Origin of the sequence: Aeromicrobium sp. (assembly GCF_025965075.1) — a bacterium.
Lineage (GTDB): Bacteria > Actinomycetota > Actinomycetes > Propionibacteriales > Nocardioidaceae > Aeromicrobium.
This window is the reverse complement of sequence record NZ_JAOPXQ010000140.1, coordinates 1-17,169: the sequence shown is the minus strand read 5'-3', so window position 1 is coordinate 17,169 and position 17,169 is coordinate 1. Positions and strand designations below refer to the sequence as shown.

At 71.7% G+C, this 17,169-nt stretch carries 18 protein-coding genes; 8 read left to right on the top strand and 10 right to left on the bottom strand.

Features of this window, described 5'->3' with window-relative positions:
* On the top strand, positions 1–1,373 hold a 1,373-nt coding region (locus JWQ91_RS08825), incomplete at its 5' end, for an AGE family epimerase/isomerase (protein ID WP_297782580.1).
* Here the strand turns inward: JWQ91_RS08825 and JWQ91_RS08820 are convergent.
* A complete protein-coding gene (locus JWQ91_RS08820) occupies positions 1,345–2,046 on the bottom strand; it encodes a hemolysin III family protein (RefSeq protein WP_297782578.1) in 702 nt (233 codons plus the stop codon). The two genes, JWQ91_RS08825 and JWQ91_RS08820, sit on opposite strands and share 29 nt — an antisense overlap.
* Positions 2,047–2,124: 78 nt before the next feature.
* On the opposite strand from JWQ91_RS08820, the gene JWQ91_RS08815 reads away from it, so the two are divergent.
* The 7 genes from JWQ91_RS08815 (at position 2,125) to JWQ91_RS08785 (ending at position 10,010) form a co-directional block, all read left to right on the top strand.
* The gene (locus JWQ91_RS08815; RefSeq protein ID WP_297782576.1) at positions 2,125–2,886 is read left to right on the top strand and encodes an isoprenyl transferase; all 762 of its coding nucleotides are present in this window, start codon (positions 2,125–2,127) and stop codon (positions 2,884–2,886) included.
* A 189-nt stretch (positions 2,887–3,075) separates the two neighbouring features.
* Positions 3,076–4,398: a PhoH family protein gene (locus tag JWQ91_RS08810; RefSeq protein ID WP_297782574.1), complete on the top strand. Its 1,323-nt coding sequence runs from the start codon at positions 3,076–3,078 to the stop codon at positions 4,396–4,398.
* Between the two features lie 114 nt (positions 4,399–4,512).
* Positions 4,513–5,730 carry an extracellular solute-binding protein gene (locus JWQ91_RS08805; protein ID WP_297782572.1) on the top strand — a complete coding sequence of 406 codons (1,218 nt, stop codon included), beginning with the start codon at positions 4,513–4,515 and terminating at the stop codon, positions 5,728–5,730.
* Entirely contained in the window at positions 5,727–6,548 is an 822-nt protein-coding gene (locus JWQ91_RS08800; RefSeq protein WP_297782570.1) for a sugar ABC transporter permease, read from the top strand. The genes JWQ91_RS08805 and JWQ91_RS08800 overlap by 4 nt, the downstream gene beginning before the upstream one ends.
* Positions 6,545–7,525 (top strand): carbohydrate ABC transporter permease, encoded by a 981-nt coding sequence (locus JWQ91_RS08795; protein WP_297782568.1) that lies wholly within the window; start codon positions 6,545–6,547, stop codon positions 7,523–7,525. Before JWQ91_RS08800 ends, JWQ91_RS08795 begins: the two co-directional genes overlap by 4 nt.
* Entirely contained in the window at positions 7,522–8,688 is a 1,167-nt protein-coding gene (locus JWQ91_RS08790) for an ABC transporter ATP-binding protein (protein ID WP_297782565.1), read from the top strand. The genes JWQ91_RS08795 and JWQ91_RS08790 overlap by 4 nt, the downstream gene beginning before the upstream one ends.
* The gene (locus JWQ91_RS08785; protein ID WP_297782563.1) at positions 8,685–10,010 is read left to right on the top strand and encodes a DUF2079 domain-containing protein; all 1,326 of its coding nucleotides are present in this window, start codon (positions 8,685–8,687) and stop codon (positions 10,008–10,010) included. The genes JWQ91_RS08790 and JWQ91_RS08785 overlap by 4 nt, the downstream gene beginning before the upstream one ends.
* A 23-nt stretch (positions 10,011–10,033) precedes the next feature.
* On the opposite strand, the gene JWQ91_RS08780 is transcribed toward JWQ91_RS08785, so the two are convergent.
* The 9 genes from JWQ91_RS08780 to JWQ91_RS08740 form a co-directional block, all read right to left on the bottom strand.
* Positions 10,034–11,419, bottom strand: coding sequence for a class II fumarate hydratase (locus JWQ91_RS08780; protein WP_297782561.1), 1,386 nt, complete (start codon positions 11,417–11,419; stop codon positions 10,034–10,036).
* A gap of 33 nt (positions 11,420–11,452) precedes the next feature.
* The gene (locus JWQ91_RS08775) at positions 11,453–12,073 is read right to left on the bottom strand and encodes a hypothetical protein (RefSeq protein WP_297782558.1); all 621 of its coding nucleotides are present in this window, start codon (positions 12,071–12,073) and stop codon (positions 11,453–11,455) included.
* Positions 12,074–12,099: 26 nt separating this feature from the next.
* Positions 12,100–13,146 carry an ATP-binding cassette domain-containing protein gene (locus tag JWQ91_RS08770; protein ID WP_297782556.1) on the bottom strand — a complete coding sequence of 349 codons (1,047 nt, stop codon included), beginning with the start codon at positions 13,144–13,146 and terminating at the stop codon, positions 12,100–12,102.
* Positions 13,143–13,937 (bottom strand): ABC transporter permease, encoded by a 795-nt coding sequence (locus JWQ91_RS08765; RefSeq protein ID WP_297782554.1) that lies wholly within the window; start codon positions 13,935–13,937, stop codon positions 13,143–13,145. Before JWQ91_RS08765 ends, JWQ91_RS08770 begins: the two co-directional genes overlap by 4 nt.
* 3 nt (positions 13,938–13,940) lie before the next feature.
* Entirely contained in the window at positions 13,941–14,708 is a 768-nt protein-coding gene (gene modA / locus JWQ91_RS08760; protein ID WP_297782552.1) for a molybdate ABC transporter substrate-binding protein, read from the bottom strand.
* On the bottom strand, positions 14,705–15,106 hold the full coding sequence (locus tag JWQ91_RS08755; RefSeq protein ID WP_297782549.1) for a TOBE domain-containing protein: 402 nt from the start codon (positions 15,104–15,106) through the stop codon (positions 14,705–14,707). The genes modA and JWQ91_RS08755 overlap by 4 nt, the downstream gene beginning before the upstream one ends.
* 42 nt (positions 15,107–15,148) lie before the next feature.
* A complete protein-coding gene (locus tag JWQ91_RS08750) occupies positions 15,149–15,784 on the bottom strand; it encodes an FMN-binding negative transcriptional regulator (protein ID WP_297782547.1) in 636 nt (211 codons plus the stop codon).
* Entirely contained in the window at positions 15,781–16,701 is a 921-nt protein-coding gene (locus tag JWQ91_RS08745) for an alpha/beta hydrolase (RefSeq protein WP_297782545.1), read from the bottom strand. Before JWQ91_RS08745 ends, JWQ91_RS08750 begins: the two co-directional genes overlap by 4 nt.
* A gap of 5 nt (positions 16,702–16,706) precedes the next feature.
* A partial coding sequence (locus tag JWQ91_RS08740; protein ID WP_297782543.1) for a fructose-bisphosphatase class II occupies positions 16,707–17,169 on the bottom strand: 463 nt, incomplete at its 5' end.

Here is a 17,169-nt window from a genome sequence, read left to right as displayed (position 1 = left end):
TGCTGGAGTTCCTGCTCCGCAACGCCGCCCGTACGGGGTCGCGGCAGGCGCTCGACCTGGTGGCCGGGACGTGCGAGGCGATGGCCCGCGGCGGGATGTACGACCAGCTGTCCGGCGGCTTCGCGCGCTACAGCGTCGACCGGTTCTGGCGCGTGCCGCACTTCGAGAAGATGCTGTACGACAACGCCCTCCTGCTGCGGGTCTACCTGCACTGGTGGCGCCAGAGCGGCTCGCCGCTGGCGGAGCGGGTCGTGCGGGAGACCGGCCGCTTCCTGCTCGACGAGCTGCGGACGCCCGAGGGTGGCTTCGCCTCGGCGCTCGACGCCGACAGCGACGGGCACGAGGGGACGTTCTACGTGTGGAACCCCAACCAGCTGCTGCGGCTGCTGGGTGCCGAGGACGGCGCCTGGGCGGCACAGCTGCTCGGCGTGACGGGGGCGGGAACGTTCGAGCGTGGCTTCTCGACGCTGCAGCTGCGGGTCGACCCCGAGGACCCGGAGCGGTGGGAGCGGGTCCGGGCGCAGCTGCTGACCGCCCGCGCCGAGCGCACCCGGCCGGCGCGCGACGACAAGATCGTGGCGTCGTGGAACGGGCTGGCGATCTCGGCCCTCGCCGAGGCCGGTGTGCTGCTCGAGGAGCCGGACTTCACCGCCGCCGCGGTCGCCGCCGCCGAGCTGCTCAACGACGTGCACCTCGCCGACGGCTTCGTCCGCACCTCGCGCGACGGGATCGCCAGCGGCAACCCCGCCGTGCTCGAGGACCACGGCTCGGTCGCCGAGGCCTTCCTGTCCGTCCTCGGGGCGACGGGTGACGCCGTGTGGCTCGACCGGGCGCGGGTCCTGCTGGACCGGGTCGTCGACCACTTCGCCGACCCCGAGGGCGGCTTCTTCGACACCGCCGACGACGCCGAGACCCTGGTCGTACGCCCCAAGGACGCGTCCGACAACGCCTACCCCTCCGGCACGTCGGCCGCGGCGCACGCCCTCATCGCGTTCGCGGCGGTCACCGGGGAGCACCGCTACCGTGCCGCGGCGGAGTCGGCGATCGCCTCGGCGGCGTCGATCGCGCTGCAGGTGCCCCGCTTCGCCGGCTGGACCCTCGCGGCGGCGGAGGCCGTCGTGGCCGGACCCCTGGAGATCGCGGTGGTCGGCCCGGCCGGCGCACGTGCCGGGCTGCACCGCGCGGCGCTGTCGGTGCCGTCGCCGGGTGCTGTCGTCGTGGCCGGCGAGGTGGGACTCGGGATCCCGCTGTTCGAGCAGCGGGACCTCGTCGACGGGCACCCCGCGGCGTACGTGTGCGAGGGGTTCGTGTGCCGGCGCCCGGTCACCAGCGCCGACGAGCTCGTCAGTGCTGCTGGTACGCCAGCAGGCTGACGCCGATGTAGTGCACGATGAACGCCGCGATGGTGAAGGCGTGGAAGACCTCGTGGAAGCCGAAGTACGTCGGTGACGGGTTGGGCCACTTGAAGCCGTACACGATCGCGCCGAGCGTGTAGAGCAGGCCGCCGGTGATGAGCAGCACCAGCACGGGCGTCGAGGCGTTGTCGGCGAACTCCGGGAAGTACAGGACCGCCGCCCAGCCGAGCAGGAGGTACAGCGGGACGTACAGCCAGCGGGGCGCACCGATCCAGAAGATCTTGAACATGACGCCGAGCAGGGCTCCGCCCCAGACGGCCGACAGCATGATCGCGGCGTGCTCGTTCGACAGCAGGAGCAGCGAGAACGGCGTGTAGGAGCCGGCGATCAGCAGGAAGATGTTGGCGTGGTCGAAGCGCTTCCAGAACCCGCGGACCCGATCGGACCACGTGCCGCGGTGGTAGACCGCGCTGACGCCGAACAGCATCAGTGCGCTGACCATGAACACCGCGACGCCGATGCGGACGAGGATGTCGTCGGCGATCACGAGCATGACGATGAACGCGAAGAAGGCCAGCGGGATCGTGACGGCGTGGAGCCAGCCACGCAGCTTCGGCTTGATCTCGTCGACCGTCTCGCGGAGTCGTTCACTTGCTTCCTGCACAGCACCCTCGTGCTGACGATCGTTCATGGGGTTCAGAGTAGGCCACCCGCGGCTGGGGGACTGTGCCAGAACGGGGCAGCTGTGGTGAGGGTTACTCTCTAGTCCATGGGAGTCAGCGACCTCGCGTACGGCGTCTACGAACGGCGCCTCGCCAAGCGCCTCGATCCCGCGAAGCTCCCACGTCACGTCGGAGCGATCGTCGATGGCAACCGTCGCTGGGCGAAGGGCGCGGGCACGAACTACGAGCTCGGCTACAAGGCCGGCGCCGACAAGATCTCGGAGTTCGCCGAGTGGTGCGACTCGCTCGGCGTCGAGATCGTCACGCTGTGGTTGCTGTCGACCGACAACCTCCAGCGATCGCAGTCCGAGGTCGCCAGCATCCTCGCCGCGGTCGAGGACCTGATGGACCGGCTGGCCTCGGAGCAGCGCTGGCGGCTCGCGGTGATCGGCAACCTCGACATGCTGCCGGTCGAGTCCGCGGTGCGCCTCAAGCGGGCGGCGGAGTCGACCAACGGGCTGCCGGGCATGCGGCTCAACGTGTGCGTCGGCTACGGCGGACGGCAGGAGCTCACCGACGCGATGCGCTCCCTGCTGCTGGAGCAGGCCGCCAAGGGGCGGTCGCTCGAGGAGGTCGCCACGACCCTCGAGGTCGACGACATCGCCGAGCACCTCTACACCAAGGGCCAGCCGGACCCGGACCTGCTGATCCGGACGTCGGGGGAGCAGCGGCTCTCGGGCTTCCTGCTGTGGCAGAGCGTGCACTCGGAGTTCTACTTCAGCGACGCCCTGTGGCCCGCGCTGCGGCACGTCGACTTCCTGCGGGCCATGCGGTCGTACGCCCTGAGGCAGCGCCGCTTCGGCCAGTGAGCCGAGCGGCCGCCCGCTTCGCGGTCGAATCGTTCACGTGGATGTCACACGCGGGCGGGCGTGTCCTACCGGGATTGCCCAGATCGCAGTCCTACGTTGAGCGTGTGTTGACGCTCGCGCTTGAGCCTGGATCGCCTACCCACGAGTAGGGCCGGCGTAGGCGCGCGCGGGCCCGTTGAGGAGACAGCCATGGCTGCACCGCGCACCTCGAAGAGCCAGTCCGACCGCCGCACGTACGTCCTGGACACCAGCGTCCTGCTCGCCGATCCCGGTGCCGCCCACCGGTTCCACGAGCACGAGGTCGTCATCCCGGTCGTCGTCATCACGGAGCTGGAGGGCAAGCGGCACGATCCCGAGCTGGGCTACTTCGCCCGCAGCGCCCTGCGCTTCCTCGACGACCTCCGGGTCGAGCACGGCACCCTCGACGTCCCGCTGCCGATCGGCGAGGAGGGCGGCACGATCCGGGTCGAGCTCAACCACACCGACTCCTCGTCCCTGCCGTCCGGCTTCCGGCTCGGGGACAACGACACCCGCATCCTGTCGGTGGCCAAGAACCTCGCCGACGAGGGCCTCGACGTCACGATCGTGTCCAAGGACCTGCCGATGCGGGTCAAGGCCTCGGCGGTCGGCCTCGTCGCGGAGGAGTACCGCGCCGAGCTGGCCCAGGAGTCCGGCTGGACCGGGATGCGCGAGATCGAGATCGACAGCCTCGACCTGGACGCCCTCTACGACAGCGGGACGCTCGACCTGCCCGAGGCGCGCGAGCTCCCGTGCCACACCGGGCTGGTCCTGGTCTCGGACAAGGGCAGCGGCCTGGGCCGGGTCAACGCCGACAAGCAGGTGCAGCTCGTGCGCGGCGACCGGGACGCGTTCGGCATCCACGGACGCTCCGCCGAGCAGCGCATCGCGCTGGACCTGCTCCTCGACCCCGACATCGGGATCGTGTCGCTGGGCGGCCGCGCCGGCACCGGCAAGTCGGCGCTGGCCCTGTGCGCGGGCCTCGAGGCGACGATGGAGCGCGGCCTGCACAAGAAGGTCGTGATCTTCCGCCCCCTCTACGCCGTCGGTGGCCAGGAGCTCGGCTACCTGCCGGGCAGCGAGTCCGAGAAGATGGGGCCGTGGGGCCAGGCCGTGTTCGACACGCTCGGTGCGGTCACCTCGCCGGAGGTCATCGAGCACATCCTCGAGCGCGGGATGCTCGAGGTGCTGCCGCTGACCCACATCCGCGGCCGCTCGCTCCACGACTCGTACGTCATCGTGGACGAGGCCCAGTCCCTCGAGCGCAACGTCCTGCTGACGGTGCTGTCGCGCATCGGCGCCAACTCCAAGGTCGTCCTGACGCACGACGTCGCGCAGCGCGACAACCTGCGGGTCGGGCGGCACGACGGTGTCGTCGCGGTGGTCGAGAAGCTCAAGGGCCACCCGCTGTTCGCCCACGTCACACTGACCCGTTCCGAGCGCTCCCCGGTCGCCGCGCTGGTGACCGAGATGCTCGAGGACGTCACCCTGTGAGGTGACGACCCGGCAGTGACGCAAGGGTCCTTCCCGGACAGTTCGACGTACCTCCCGGGAAGGGCCCTCGTTTGTGGCACAGTTGCGCACGTGAGCGGACCAGGGAGGGTTGCCTTGCGGTGGGCGACCGCGTTCTCGCTGTGCGTGCTGGCCGCGTGCGGCACCGGGTCCGACCCGGGCCGCGCCCCGGTCGTGACGTGGTACGCCGCGCCCGACCGCCTCGACACCGCGGCACTGGCCCGGACCTGCACCGAGGCCGCCGACGGCGCCTATCGCATCGAGGTCCGCCAGCTGCCCGCCGACGTCACCGAGCGGCACGCGCTGCTCGTCCGCCGGCTGCTGGCGAAGGACGACGGGATCGACCTGCTGAGCCTCGACACGGCGTTCACCGCCGAGCTCGCCGCGGCGCGGTTCCTCGCCCCGGTCCCGTCGACGTTGACCAGCGAGCTGTCCGACGACATCGCGCCGGCCGCGCTGGCGGCCGCGACGTATCGCGACGAGCTCGTCGTGGCGCCGTGGTGGCTCGACCCCCAGGTCCTCTGGTACCGCGGCAACACCGCCGAGCGGGCGGGCCTGGACACCACCAAGCCGATCAGCTGGGACGACCTGATAGCCGGGGCCCAGCGGCTCGGTGTCACGGTCCAGGTCGAGGACCGCGACGGCTCCGGCCTGGCGGAGTGGGTCAACGCGCTGGTCACCGGCAGCGGTGGCACGCTCGTCGACGGCACGGGCCGCGGCGCCACGGTCGGCCTCGACTCGGACGCCGGCCGGACCGCCGCCTCGGTCGTCGAGCTCTACGACGAGGCCAAGGTCGGCCCCGGCCCCTCGACCGACGCGCTGACGGGCTTCGCGGCCGCCAACGGGGGATTCCTGGTCGCGTCGAGCTCCGTGATCGCGGACCCCGCGCTGGTCGCGATCGCCGCCGACGTCAAGGCCGCGCCCTATCCCGTGATCGCCGACGACAGCATCGCCCCGCTGGCGGGGATCGGGCTCGCGGTGCCGGCCAGCGCCTCCGACCCGGCCCGCTCGTTCGACGCCGTGTCCTGCCTGACCTCGCCCGACGTGCTGCGGGTCGTCATGACGACCGCACGCCACAGCGCGAGCCGCCAGTCGACGTACCGCGACCCGGCGGTCAAGACCGCCGTGACGGACGCGTCGCTCGTGCGTCGTGCCGTCGCGACCGGACGCACAGTGCCCGGCACGCCGTACTGGTCGCTCGTGCGCGCCGCGATCGACGAGACCTGGCTGCCGGTGACCGACGTGACGCAGGACCTGACGCCCGAGCAGTCGCAGACCGCCGCGCGGACCGCGATCGAGGGGAAGCTGTCGTGAGGGGGTGGCGCTGGCTCGCCCCGGCCATGCTGGTCCTGGGGATCGTGACGCTGTGGCCGCTCGGCCGCGCGGTCTGGACGTCGCTGTCGCGCTCGTCGCTGACGACCCCCGACGCCACCGAGATGGTCGGGCTCGCCAACTACACCGACGTGCTGTCCAGCCGGACGTGGTGGATCGCGGTCGCGGCGACGCTGGCGATCGTCGTCGCGGTCGTCGTCGTGCAGCTGCTGCTCGGGCTGGCGTTCGCGGCCGCGCTGCGCCGGTTGACCACGGTCTGGCCCGTCACCCGGGTGCTGCTGCTGGTGCCGTTCGCGATGCTGGCGGTCGTCTCGGCCGTCGTGTGGCGCGACGCGGTCACGACCGGCTACCTCGAGGCGTGGTTGCGCCTGGAGGACGTCGGGTCGTTCGGCTCCCTCGTCGCGGTCGTGGTCGGTGAGGTGTGGCGGGGGACCGGCATCACGGCGCTGATCCTGCTGGCCGGCCTGCTGCGCGTGTCGTCGTCCCTCCTGCGGTCGGCCGTCGCCGACGGGGCCACCGCGTGGCAGCGGTTCCGCCGCGTCGTGCTGCCGGCGATGGGCCCGGCGATCGCGGTCGCCGCGACGTACCGGGCGCTCGACGCCCTGCGCATCCTCGAGGGACCGCTCGTCGCCGACCAGCCCGGCGCCACGGTCCGCACCGTCCCGCTGCTGGGGTGGGACACGACCTTCACCTCGTTCGAGGTCGGGCTGGGAGCGGCGATGGCGGTCCTGCTCGTCGTGCTGGCCGGGCTGGTGGGCGCGGTGCTCGTGCCGCTGCTCGGCGTCAGGAGGGCCGTATGACTCCGTCCGTCCGCTCCCGCCTCATGGCGTCCGGCGTCGCCTTCGCGCTGGGGTTCGGCCTGGCCAACTACGGCGTCCTGCGCATCGCCCGGCCCGACCTGTGGCTCTGGATCCTCGTCGCGGCCCTGCTGATGGCCACCGGGGTCGTCGGGGTCCTCCTGGCCGACACGACCCGGGCGATCTCGTTCTGGGCGATCCTGGGCCTGGAAGTCTTCGCGGTGTTCACCCTGGTGCCGCTGCTGTGGACCTTCACGGTCGCGACGGCGCCCAGCGGCGTCACGCCGCAGACCCTGTGGCCGCAGGACGTCTCGTGGAGCGCTCTCGACGGCGCCCTGCACTCCGACATCCTGCGCCGCGCCGCCGGGACCTCGGTCCTGGTGGCGGCGCTCGCGACGCTGATCGCGATGCCGCTCGCGATCCCCGCGGCGTACGCCTTCGTGCGCCTGACGGTCAAGGGCCGGCGGATCGCGTACGGCTTCGTGCTCGTGGCGTTGCTGATGCCGCTGGTGGCCCTCGCCGGACCGTTCGCGGGGCAGCTGATCGCGTTCGACCTGTACGGCTCCCGGCTGGCGCTCGTCGTGCCGGCACTCGCCGTGACCCTGCCGCTGGCGATCTGGCTCAGCGTCACGGTGTTCCGCGACGTCCCGTGGAGCCTCGGCGACGCGGTCCGCGCCGACGGCGCGACCCGGGCCCAGCAGCTGCGGCTGTTCGCAGCCCCGCACCTGCTGCCGGGCCTCGGCGTCGCGACGCTGCTGGTGTTCGTGGCAGGGTGCAACGACTTCGTGCTGGGCTCGGCGTTGGCGCCCGACGCGCAGACGCTCCCGCTGCCGGCGACGTTGCTGCTGGCGTCGGGCCAGGTCGACGACTCGAGCGCCGCGATCGCCGCCGCGGGGCTGCTGTGGATCCTGCCCGCCGTCGTGCTCCTGCTGCTGTTCCCTCGCCGGATCAACCAACTCCTCGGAAGGTCCTACCGATGACCTCGATCGAAGTGCGCCACCTCATGACGGCCGGCTCGGGATCCCGTCCCGCGCTCGACGACATCAACCTGACCGTCCCGAGCGGGTCGACGCTGGCCATCACGGGGCCCTCCGGTGCCGGCAAGAGCCTGCTGCTGCGCACCCTCGCGGGGCTCGAGGAGCAGACGTCCGGCGACATCCTGGTCGACGACGTCGTGGTCAACGCGGTGAGCCCGCGCGGACGCGACCTCGCGATGGTCTTCCAGGACTTCGCGCTCCACCCGCACCTCGACGTGTTCGACAACCTGGCCTTCTCCTCGACGCTGCGGCGGGGCTTCGACCGGGCCGCCCTGTCCGAGCGCATCCAGGACGTCGCGGACTTCCTGGCGCTGACCGACCTGCTGGGCCTGTCACCCGCCCAGCTCGACGACGCGCAGAAGCAGCGGGTCGCCCTGGGCCGCTCCCTCGTACGGCAGGCCAACGCCTACCTGCTCGACTCGCCGTTCTCCGCCCAGTCCGACCGCGTGCGTGCGCACGTCCGTTCCGTCACCGCGCAGTGGCAGCAGGAGGGCGAGCGCACGTCGATCGTGACGACCAACAGCGTCGAGGAGGCGCTCAGCATCGCCGACCGGGTCGCCGTGATGCACCAGGGCTTCATCCACCAGGTCGGGACGCCGCGGGACCTGTACGAGCGGCCCGCCGACATGTTCGTCGCGGGCTACCTCGGCGCTCCGCCGATGAACCTCGTCCCCGCGTTCCCGGTGGGCCAGCAGCTCGTCATGCCGCTCGCCACGATGCTGCTGGACGGGCCGCTGCTCGAGCGGATCGGTGACCGCGGCGTCGTCGTCGCCGGGATCCGGCCGGAGCACTGCTACGACGCGAGCGGCGCGGGCGGTGCCGCGGTCTCGGACCGGGTCGAGTTCACGACCCGGATCGACGACGTGGAGTGGCGGGGCAGCTCGCAGTTCGCCTATCTCGGCTACGAGATCGAGCCCGCCGTCAGCGAGCTCCTGGACGAGGTCGAGGAGCTGCTCGAGTTCGACCTGTTCCAGAACTTCCTGGTCGCCGAGCTCGCCGCCGACAGCACGCTCAAGCCCGGCATGTCGATCCGCGTCGTGATCCCGCGGCAGAAGGTCCACGTGTTCGATCCCGAGACGGGCGAGAACCTCACCCTGCCGCGATGACGGCGACCCACCGCCAACGGCTCCTGGCGGCGCTCGTCGCGCTCGCGGCCGCGGCGGCGTACGCGGCCGTGACGCTGCTGCGGTTCGGGCGCTACACGATCTCCTCGTTCGACAACGCGATCTTCGAGCAGGCGATCAAGAGCTACGCCCACCTCGGCGCGCCCGTCGTCGACATCAAGGCGCCGGGCTACAACATCCTGGGGGACCACTTCTCGCCGATCACGGCACTGGTCGCGCCGGTCTATCGGCTCGTCCCGTCCGCGCAGACCGTCCTGCTGGCGCAGGTCGTGCTGATCGCGGTGTCGATCCACGTCGTCGCGGTGCTGGGCATGCGCCGCCTCGGCACGGCGGTCGGGCTCGCGATCGGGGTGGCGTACGCCGTCTCGTTCGGCGTCCAGTCCGCCATCGAGGCCGACTTCCACGAGGTCGCGTTCGCGGCGCCGCTGCTCGCGCTGGCCGGCGCGGCGTACGTCGACCGGCGCTTCGACCGGGTCGTGTGGTGGTCGCTGCCGCTGCTGCTGGTCAAGGAGGACCTCGGCGTCACGGTCGCGGCGATCGGGATCGTGCTGTGGCTGTCGGGGGACCGGCGGCGCGGGCCGCTCCTGGCGATCGGTGGGGTCGTGGCGACAGCCCTGGTGGTGCTGGTCGTGATCCCGTTCTTCAACACCGCGGGGTCGTACGCGTACGCCGACGACGGTGGGCTGCTCTCCGCGGCGTTCGACGGGCTGGGTCGCAAGGCTGCGACGGTGCTGCTGACGTTCGGGGTCACCGGGCTGGCGGCCCTGGGGTCGCCGTGGGCGCTCGTCGCGGTGCCGACGCTGCTGTGGCGGTTCACCGGGGACGTGCCCTACTACTGGGGGACGGACTACCACTACTCGCTGGTCCTGATGCCGATCGTCTTCGTCGCCGCGATCGACGCGATCGAGCGCCGGCCACGGCTGCGGTGGACCGTGCCGGCGGGCCTCGTCGTCGGGGGGGTCCTGATGGTCGGCTCGCCGCTGGCGACGCTGGTGGACTCCACGACGTACGACGAGCCACCGCGCGCCCACAGCGCCCGCGCCGTGCTCACGATGGTGCCGGAGGGGGCGTCGGTCGAGACCGACATCGGGCTCATGAGCCACCTGGTCACGGACCACACGGTCTACTGGATCGGGTCGATCGGCGACACCGTGCCGGACTACGTCCTGCTCGACGTGCTGGCCGGGATCGGCTCACCGGTGGACGTCGAGGCGTACGCCGAGCAGGCCCACGGCGGGGAGTACGACGTGGTGTTCGACGAGGACGGCTTCGTCCTCGCCGCCCGCCGACCCCCCAACCGCTGACCCGTCAGCGGTTGGGGTGGGGGTCAGGGGTGGGTCATGGACATGACGTCGAGCGCCTTGTCCAGGTCCTCCTCGGACACCTCGCCGCGCTCGACGAAGCCCATCTCGATGACGACCTGGCGGATCGTCTTCTTCTCCTTGACCGACTGCTTGGCGACCTTGGCCGCGTTCTCGTAGCCGATGAAGCGGTTGAGCGGCGTCACGACCGACGGCGACGACTCGGCGAGGAACAGGCAGCGCTCCTCGTCGGCGACGATGCCGTCGATGCAGCGGTCGGCCAGCACGCGCGAGGCGTTGCCCAGCAGGCGCATCGACTCCAGAATGTTGCGGCCGATGACCGGCAGCATGACGTTGAGCTCGAACGATCCCGAGGCGCCGGCGGTCGCGATCGTCGCGTCGTTGCCGATGACCTGCGCGGCGACCATGAGGGTCGCCTCGGGCAGGACCGGGTTGACCTTGCCGGGCATGATGCTCGAGCCGGGCTGCAGGTCGGGGAGCTGGATCTCGCCCAGACCCGTGCGGGGACCGGAGCCCATCCACCGCAGGTCGTTGCAGATCTTGGTCAGGCTGACCGCGATGGTGCGCAGCTGGCCGGACATCTCGACGAGCCCGTCGCGCGCGCTCTGCGCCTCGAAGTGGTCGGCCGCCTCGGTGATCGGCAGGCCGGTGCCCTCGCCGAGCAGCTCGATGACGCGCTGCGGGAAGCCGATCGGCGTGTTGATGCCGGTGCCGACCGCGGTGCCGCCGAGGGGGACCTCGGCCGTACGCGGGAGGGAGGCCTCGACCCGCTGGATGCCGCGGCGGATCTGCATCGCGTAGCCGGCGAACTCCTGGCCCAGCGTGACGGGCGTGGCGTCCATCAGGTGGGTGCGGCCGGACTTCACGACCTTCGCGAACGCGGTGGCCTTGGCCTCCAGCGACTTCGCGAGGTGGTCGAGGGCGGGGATGAGCTCGTTGGACGCCGAGGCCGTCGCCGCGACGTGGATCGAGGTCGGGAAGACGTCGTTGGACGACTGCGAGGCGTTGACGTGGTCGTTGGGGTGGACGTCCTTGCCGAGGGACTTCGAGGCGATCGTCGCGATGACCTCGTTGGTGTTCATGTTGCTGGAGGTGCCCGAACCGGTCTGGAACACGTCGATCGGGAACTGCGCGTCGTGGGCGCCGGAGGCGATCTCCTCGGCGGCGGCGACGATCGCGTCGGCGATGTCCTGGTCGATGATGCCGAGCTCGGCGTTCGCCTTGGCGCAGGCCGCCTTGATCTGCGCGAGGGCGCGGATCTGTGCGGACTCGATCGGCGTGCCGGAGATCGGGAAGTTCTCGACGGCTCGCTGGGTCTGGGCGCGCCAGAGGGCGTCAACGGGGACGCGGACTTCGCCCATGGTGTCGTGCTCGATGCGATATTCGGTCATACCGGCACGATATCGCTGCGCGTCCCGGGCGGGTCAGCGGCGGGGGTGGGAGCCGGTGAGGATCCAGTAGTGCTCGGCCCGGTCCTGCAGCCGGACCGGGACGCTCGTCTGCTCGACCCGCTCGAACGAGGCGCGCAGGCTGGCCACCACCGTGTCGGACGGCGCCATCGACCAGACACACAGGTGCCCGCCGGGGCGCAGCCGCTCGGCGCACACCCCGACGAACGAGGGCCCGTAGACCGCCGCGTTGTCGTCGTGGACCAGGAAGTCGGGCCCGTTGTCGATGTCGAGCACGATGGCGTCGAGGGAGCCGGCCGGTTGCTCGACGACCGCGGCGCGTACGTCGTCCAGCACGACCTCGACCCGGGGGTCCGTCAGCAGGTCGGCGCCGGCGATCGTGCCGTCGCGCATCCAGTCCACGATCTCGCGGTGCCGCTCGACCACGACTACCCGCCGCACCGGGGCGGTGAGCAGCTCGCGCAGGGTGAACCCGAGTCCCAGGCCACCCACCAGGACGTCCCGCGCACCGCGCTCGACGACGGCGCGCGCGAGCGCCCGTTCGGAGGCGGTCTGCCGGTCGTCCATGACGAAGACTCCGTTGACCCGCAGCTCCGTGGCGCCGTCGTCGCGCCGGCGCAGGATCGGCCCGGTCATGCCCCCACGATAGGACGGACGGGGCCTCAGGCGGCGTAGATCGCGACCTCGCTGGCCTTGACCGCGAGGAACACCGCGGCGCCCGGTGCCAGATCGAGCTCGGCGACGACCGGGGCGGTGACGTCGGCGCTGATCTCGTCGGTCTGCACCCGCACCTGGGCCCCGTGCGGCTCCAGCTCGCGGACCGTCGCGGCGAACACGTTGCGGGGGCTGCCCGACGGGCGCTCGGTGTGGACGCTGACGGCGCTGGGGCTGAAGACCGCCACGGCGGCTGTCCCCTCGGCGACCTCGGTCGAGTCGGGCAGGCCCGCCACGAGCAGACCCGCCGGGGTCCGGACGGCCCCGGACTCCACGGTGCCGCGGGCCAGGTTGAGCCCGGCGATCCCGGCGCCGAAGGAGCTGCGGGGCCGGGCCAGCACCTGCCGGGTCGGACCGTGCTCCACGACCCGGCCGCCCTCCATCACGACGACCCGGTCGGCCAGCAGCAGGGCGTCGAGCACGTCGTGGGTCACGATGATCGCGCTGCGGCCGGCCAGCACCCGCCGCAGCACCTGGCGCATCGCCGGCACGACCGTGACGTCGAGCGCCGCCATCGGCTCGTCGAGCAGCAGCAGGCGTGGCCCGGCGGCGAGGGCGCGCGCGACGGCGACCCGTTGGGCCTGGCCGCCGGACAGCTGGGCGGGGCGCCGGGCCGCCAGCTCGGTCGCGTCGACCTCGGCCAACCACGTACGTGCGATGGTGCGTGCCGCGCCGCGACGGGCCCCCGCGCTCCGCGGGCCGAAGCCGATGTTGTCGAGGACGTCCAGGTGGGGGAACAGCAGTGGGTCCTGCGCCATGAGCGCGGTTCCGCGGGCGTGCGGGGCGACCCAGGTCCCGGTGGCCACGTCGAAGAGGGTCGTCCCGTCCAGGACCGCCCGGCCGGCGTCGGGGCGAGCGATCCCGGCGATCGCCGCCAGCAGCGTCGACTTGCCCGACCCGTTGGGACCCAGCACCGCGACGGTCTCGCCGTCGGCCAGGTCGAGCTCGACCCGGACGTCGCGGTCGTCGAATGTCGCCTCGAGGTGCAGGCTCACAGCATCTCCCTGCGCGGCCCGCGGACCAGCCCGATCACGAGCACGGCGACCACGACGAGCACCAGGGACAGGGCGACCGCGGCATCCGGGTCGGACTCGCGCTGCAGGTAGATCTCCAGCGGCAGCGTCCGGGTGACACCTTCCAGGCTGCCCGCGAACGTGATCGTGGCACCGAACTCACCCAGCGCCCGGGCGAACGACAGCACCGCCCCCGCGGCGAGCCCCGGCAGCACGAGGGGGAGCGTGACCCGGCGCAGCACCGTCGTGGGTCGCGCGCCGAGGGTCGAGGCCACGACCTCGTACTGCTCGCCGGCGGTGCGCAGCGATCCCTCCAGGCTCACGACGAGGAACGGCAGCGAGACGAATGTCTGCGCGATCACGACGGCCGTGGTGGAGAACGCGATCTGCAGGCCCAGGACCTCGATCGTCTCGCCGAGGAGCCCCTTGCGCCCGAACGTGTAGAGCAGCGCGATGCCGCCGACCACGGGCGGGAGCACCAGCGGCAGCAGCACGAGCGACCGCAGCGCGCCCTGGCCGCGGAAGCTGGTGCGCGCCAGCACCAGCGCCATCGGCACGCCGAGCAGCAGGCACAGCACCGTGCTGACCGCTGACGTCCGCAGGCTCAGCATCAGCGCGGCCCTCGAGGAGTCGGAGGTGACGAGGTCCAGGAAGTGGCTCCACTGCACCTGGGTGGCCAGCGCGGCCAGCGGCAGCACGATGAACAGCGCTCCCGCCGCGGCGGGGACGAACACCCACCGGGGGAGACCGGACGAGCGGGTGGGGCGGGACATCGGCTACGGCTGGGCGAAGCCGGCGGCTGCGAGGATCGCCTGACCCTCGGGCCCCGCGACGTACGCCGCGAAGTCCTTCGCGACCGAGGGGTGCGAGCTGCCGGACAGGGCGGCGATCGGGTACGTGTTGACGACCTTCGCGGCCTCGGGGACCTCGATGCCGTTGACCTGACCGGCCGCGCCCTTGACGTCGGTGACGTAGACCAGGCCGGCGTCGGCCTCGCCGGAGATGACCTTGCCGAGGACGTCGGTGACGGACTGCTCCTCGCTGACCGGCTTGATGTCGACACCGGCGGCCTTCTCGAGACCCGCCGCTGCGGCCCCGCACGGGACCTCCGCGGCGCAGATGACGGTCTTGACGTCGGGGTCGGCGAGGTCGTCGAGCGAGTCGACGTTCGCCGGGTTGTCCGGGGGTGTCGCGATCTCGAGCGTGTTGCTCGCGAAGTCGACCGGCTCGCCCGTGACCGAGCCGTCGGCGACCGCCTTGTCCATGTTCTTGGTGTCGGCCGAGGCGAAGACGTCCGCCGGGGCGCCCTGGGAGATCTGCGCCACGAGGTCCGAGGACCCGGCGAAGCTGAACGCCACCGTGACGCCGGGGTTGGCGTCCTCGAACGTCCTCCCGATCTCGGTGAACGTGCCCTTGAGCGATGCCGCGGCGAACACCGTGATGGTGGTCGCCTGCGGGGCGGCGCCGTCGGACGACCCGTCCGAGCCGCACGCAGCGGTCGAGAGCAGGAGGCCGGCGACCAGGGGGGCGAGCAGGCGCTTCATGAGGAGCCTTCCAGGGTCTCGATGATGACGTTGGTGGACTTGATGACGGCCACGGCGACGGAGCCCGGCTCGAGCCCCAGCTCCTCGACCGCCTCGCTGCTCATCAGCGACACGACGCGGAAGGGCCCGCACTGCATCTCGACCTGCGCCATGACGGCGTCGGTCTTGACCGCCGTGACGAGCCCGACGAAGCGGTTGCGGGCCGAGGACGCGGCACCGGAGGCATCCGGCGCCTTCGCGTGGGCCTTGGCGAACTCGGCGAGCGTACGTCCCTCGATCGCCATGCGTCCGGACCCGTCGGTGACCGACGTCAGCGTCCCGGCATGGACCCAGCGGCGCACGGTGTCGTCGCTGACCCCCAGGAAGAGGGCGGCATCCGAGATCCGTACGCGCGTCATGATCTCAACTCTATGGCATCAGATGCGGCTCTACCTCCCGGATCAATCCGTGGATGCGTATCCGATGCCGTTCTCGCGGGCGCGTTCCATGTCCGCGGCGAGCCGGGCCTGCTGATAGGGCCCCGGCGCCACCAGGTGGTCGATGACGTTCTGCACCGAGACGGGGTCCTTGTCCTGGCTCATCTTGACCTTGCAGACGAACCGCTCGATCGGGATCCGCAGGCCGACCGTGCCGCGGGCGACGGGCCGCGCATACTCCGGGTCGAGCCACATCGGGTCGTCGACGTGCTGCTCGAAGTGGGCGACGAGCCGGGTCAGGACGGCGATGTTGTCGTCCTCGGAGAGGATCTGCGGGGTGCCCCAGCAGTGGGCCGCGGTGAAGTTCCAGGTCGGCGCCTGCGAGGAGCCCGGGACGTACCAGCTCGGCGAGACGTAGCCGTGCTCGCCCTGGAACACCAGCAGCACCTCGCCCGTGCCGAGACCGTGGATCCGGTCGTCGGGCCGGCCCACGTGGGTCACGACCGCCAGCTCCTCGGAGTCCTGGTCCAGCAGCATGGGGTAGTGCGAGGCGACGAGCTCGCCGTCGTGGTGGCTGATCAGCATGGCCCACGGGTGGTCCGCGATGAGCCGCCGCACGACGTTGACGTCGGTCGTCGCGTGGCGCGGGTTGTGCCTCATGGCTTCTCGGTCGAGGCGGCGCGTTCGGCGGTGTGCACGATCGCGTCGACGAACGTCGGGTAGAGCGCCGGCGGGAGGTCGTGCGACATGCCGGCGATCTCGAGGTGCTCGGCACCCTTGATCGCCTCCGCGGTGGCCTTGCCACCGGAGCGGTGGACGAGCCGGTCGGCCAGCCCGTGGATCACGGTGACCGGCAGGTCGAGCTCGCCGAGCGCGGCGGTCCGGTCGGGCTGGGTCAGGACGGCCAGCATCTGGCGGGTCACGCCGCTCGCGGTCCAGCCCCGGTCGTACGTCTCGTAGGCCCGCTCGCGGGCCGCCTCCTCGTCGGACGGGAAGGCCGCCGAGCCGATGACCTTGGAGACGCGCAGCGACCGGGCGACGTACTCGTCGCGGGTCCGGCCGGCGGACGACAGCATCGCGGGGATGACCCGGGGGTGCTGGAAGCCGACGGTGCGCCGCCCGGTCGAGGACATGATCGAGGTCAGCGACAGGACCCGCGTGGGGTGCTCGATCGCAAGCGTCTGGGCGATCATGCCGCCCATGGACGCCCCCGCGACGTGCACGCCCGCGAGCGACAGGTGGTCGAGCAGCCCGATCGCGTCATCGGCCATGTCGCTGATCGAGTAGGGCGCCTTGCCCAGAGCGACGAACGCCCGGACGACCTCGGCCCGGCCGGCCCGGTGCTGGCGGAGCTTGGTCGAGCGGCCCGTGTCGCGGTTGTCGTAGCGGATCACGAAGAAGCCGCGCCGTGCGAGCAGCTCGCAGAACTCGACCGACCACCAGCCCATCGGGCCCCCGAGGCCCATGACGAGCAGCACGGCGGGGTCGTCGGCATCGCCGAACGTCTGGAAGCAGATGTCGATCCCGCTGGGCAGCGAGGCGAACTGCTCGTCGGAGCGGGCGACCTCAGTGCTCATGGACCTCAGTGCTCATAGTCGACGGAGGAGTACGCCTGGAGCTTGCCGAGCTGGTGCTCGCTGGTGATCTTGCGGATCGTGCCGGAGCGCGAGCGCATGACGATCGACTCGGTGTAGGCCTTGCCGGCGCCGTAGCGGACACCGTTCATGAGCTCGCCGTCGGTGATGCCGGTCGCGACGAAGAAACAGTCGTCGGCGGTCACGAGGTCATTGGTGTGCAGGACCCGGTCGAGGTCGTGGCCGGCGTCGATCGCACGCTGGCGCTCGTCGTCGTCGATGGGCCACAGCTTGCCCTGGATGACGCCGCCGATCGCCTTGATGGCGCACGCCGTGATGAGGCCCTCGGGGGTCCCGCCGACGCCGACCAGCAGGTCGACACCGGTGTCGGGCCGGGCCGCGGTGATCCCGCCGGCGACATCGCCGTCGATGATGAACTTGATGCGGGCGCCCGCGGCGCGGATCTCGTCG

Coding starts and splice junctions, on each gene's coding strand:
- JWQ91_RS08765 (WP_297782554.1), bottom strand. CDS start 13,937: ATGTCCCGCCCCACCCGCTCGTCCGGTCTCCCCCGGTGGGTGTTCGTC.
- JWQ91_RS08755 (WP_297782549.1), bottom strand. CDS start 15,106: ATGACGCGCGTACGGATCTCGGATGCCGCCCTCTTCCTGGGGGTCAGC.
- JWQ91_RS08750 (WP_297782547.1), bottom strand. CDS start 15,784: ATGAGGCACAACCCGCGCCACGCGACGACCGACGTCAACGTCGTGCGG.
- JWQ91_RS08745 (WP_297782545.1), bottom strand. CDS start 16,701: ATGAGCACTGAGGTCGCCCGCTCCGACGAGCAGTTCGCCTCGCTGCCC.
- JWQ91_RS08780 (WP_297782561.1), bottom strand. CDS start 11,419: ATGACCGAATATCGCATCGAGCACGACACCATGGGCGAAGTCCGCGTC.
- modA (WP_297782552.1), bottom strand. CDS start 14,708: ATGAAGCGCCTGCTCGCCCCCCTGGTCGCCGGCCTCCTGCTCTCGACC.
- JWQ91_RS08775 (WP_297782558.1), bottom strand. CDS start 12,073: ATGACCGGGCCGATCCTGCGCCGGCGCGACGACGGCGCCACGGAGCTG.
- JWQ91_RS08795 (WP_297782568.1), top strand. CDS start 6,545: ATGACTCCGTCCGTCCGCTCCCGCCTCATGGCGTCCGGCGTCGCCTTC.
- JWQ91_RS08815 (WP_297782576.1), top strand. CDS start 2,125: ATGGGAGTCAGCGACCTCGCGTACGGCGTCTACGAACGGCGCCTCGCC.
- JWQ91_RS08820 (WP_297782578.1), bottom strand. CDS start 2,046: ATGAACGATCGTCAGCACGAGGGTGCTGTGCAGGAAGCAAGTGAACGA.
- JWQ91_RS08810 (WP_297782574.1), top strand. CDS start 3,076: ATGGCTGCACCGCGCACCTCGAAGAGCCAGTCCGACCGCCGCACGTAC.
- JWQ91_RS08790 (WP_297782565.1), top strand. CDS start 7,522: ATGACCTCGATCGAAGTGCGCCACCTCATGACGGCCGGCTCGGGATCC.
- JWQ91_RS08785 (WP_297782563.1), top strand. CDS start 8,685: ATGACGGCGACCCACCGCCAACGGCTCCTGGCGGCGCTCGTCGCGCTC.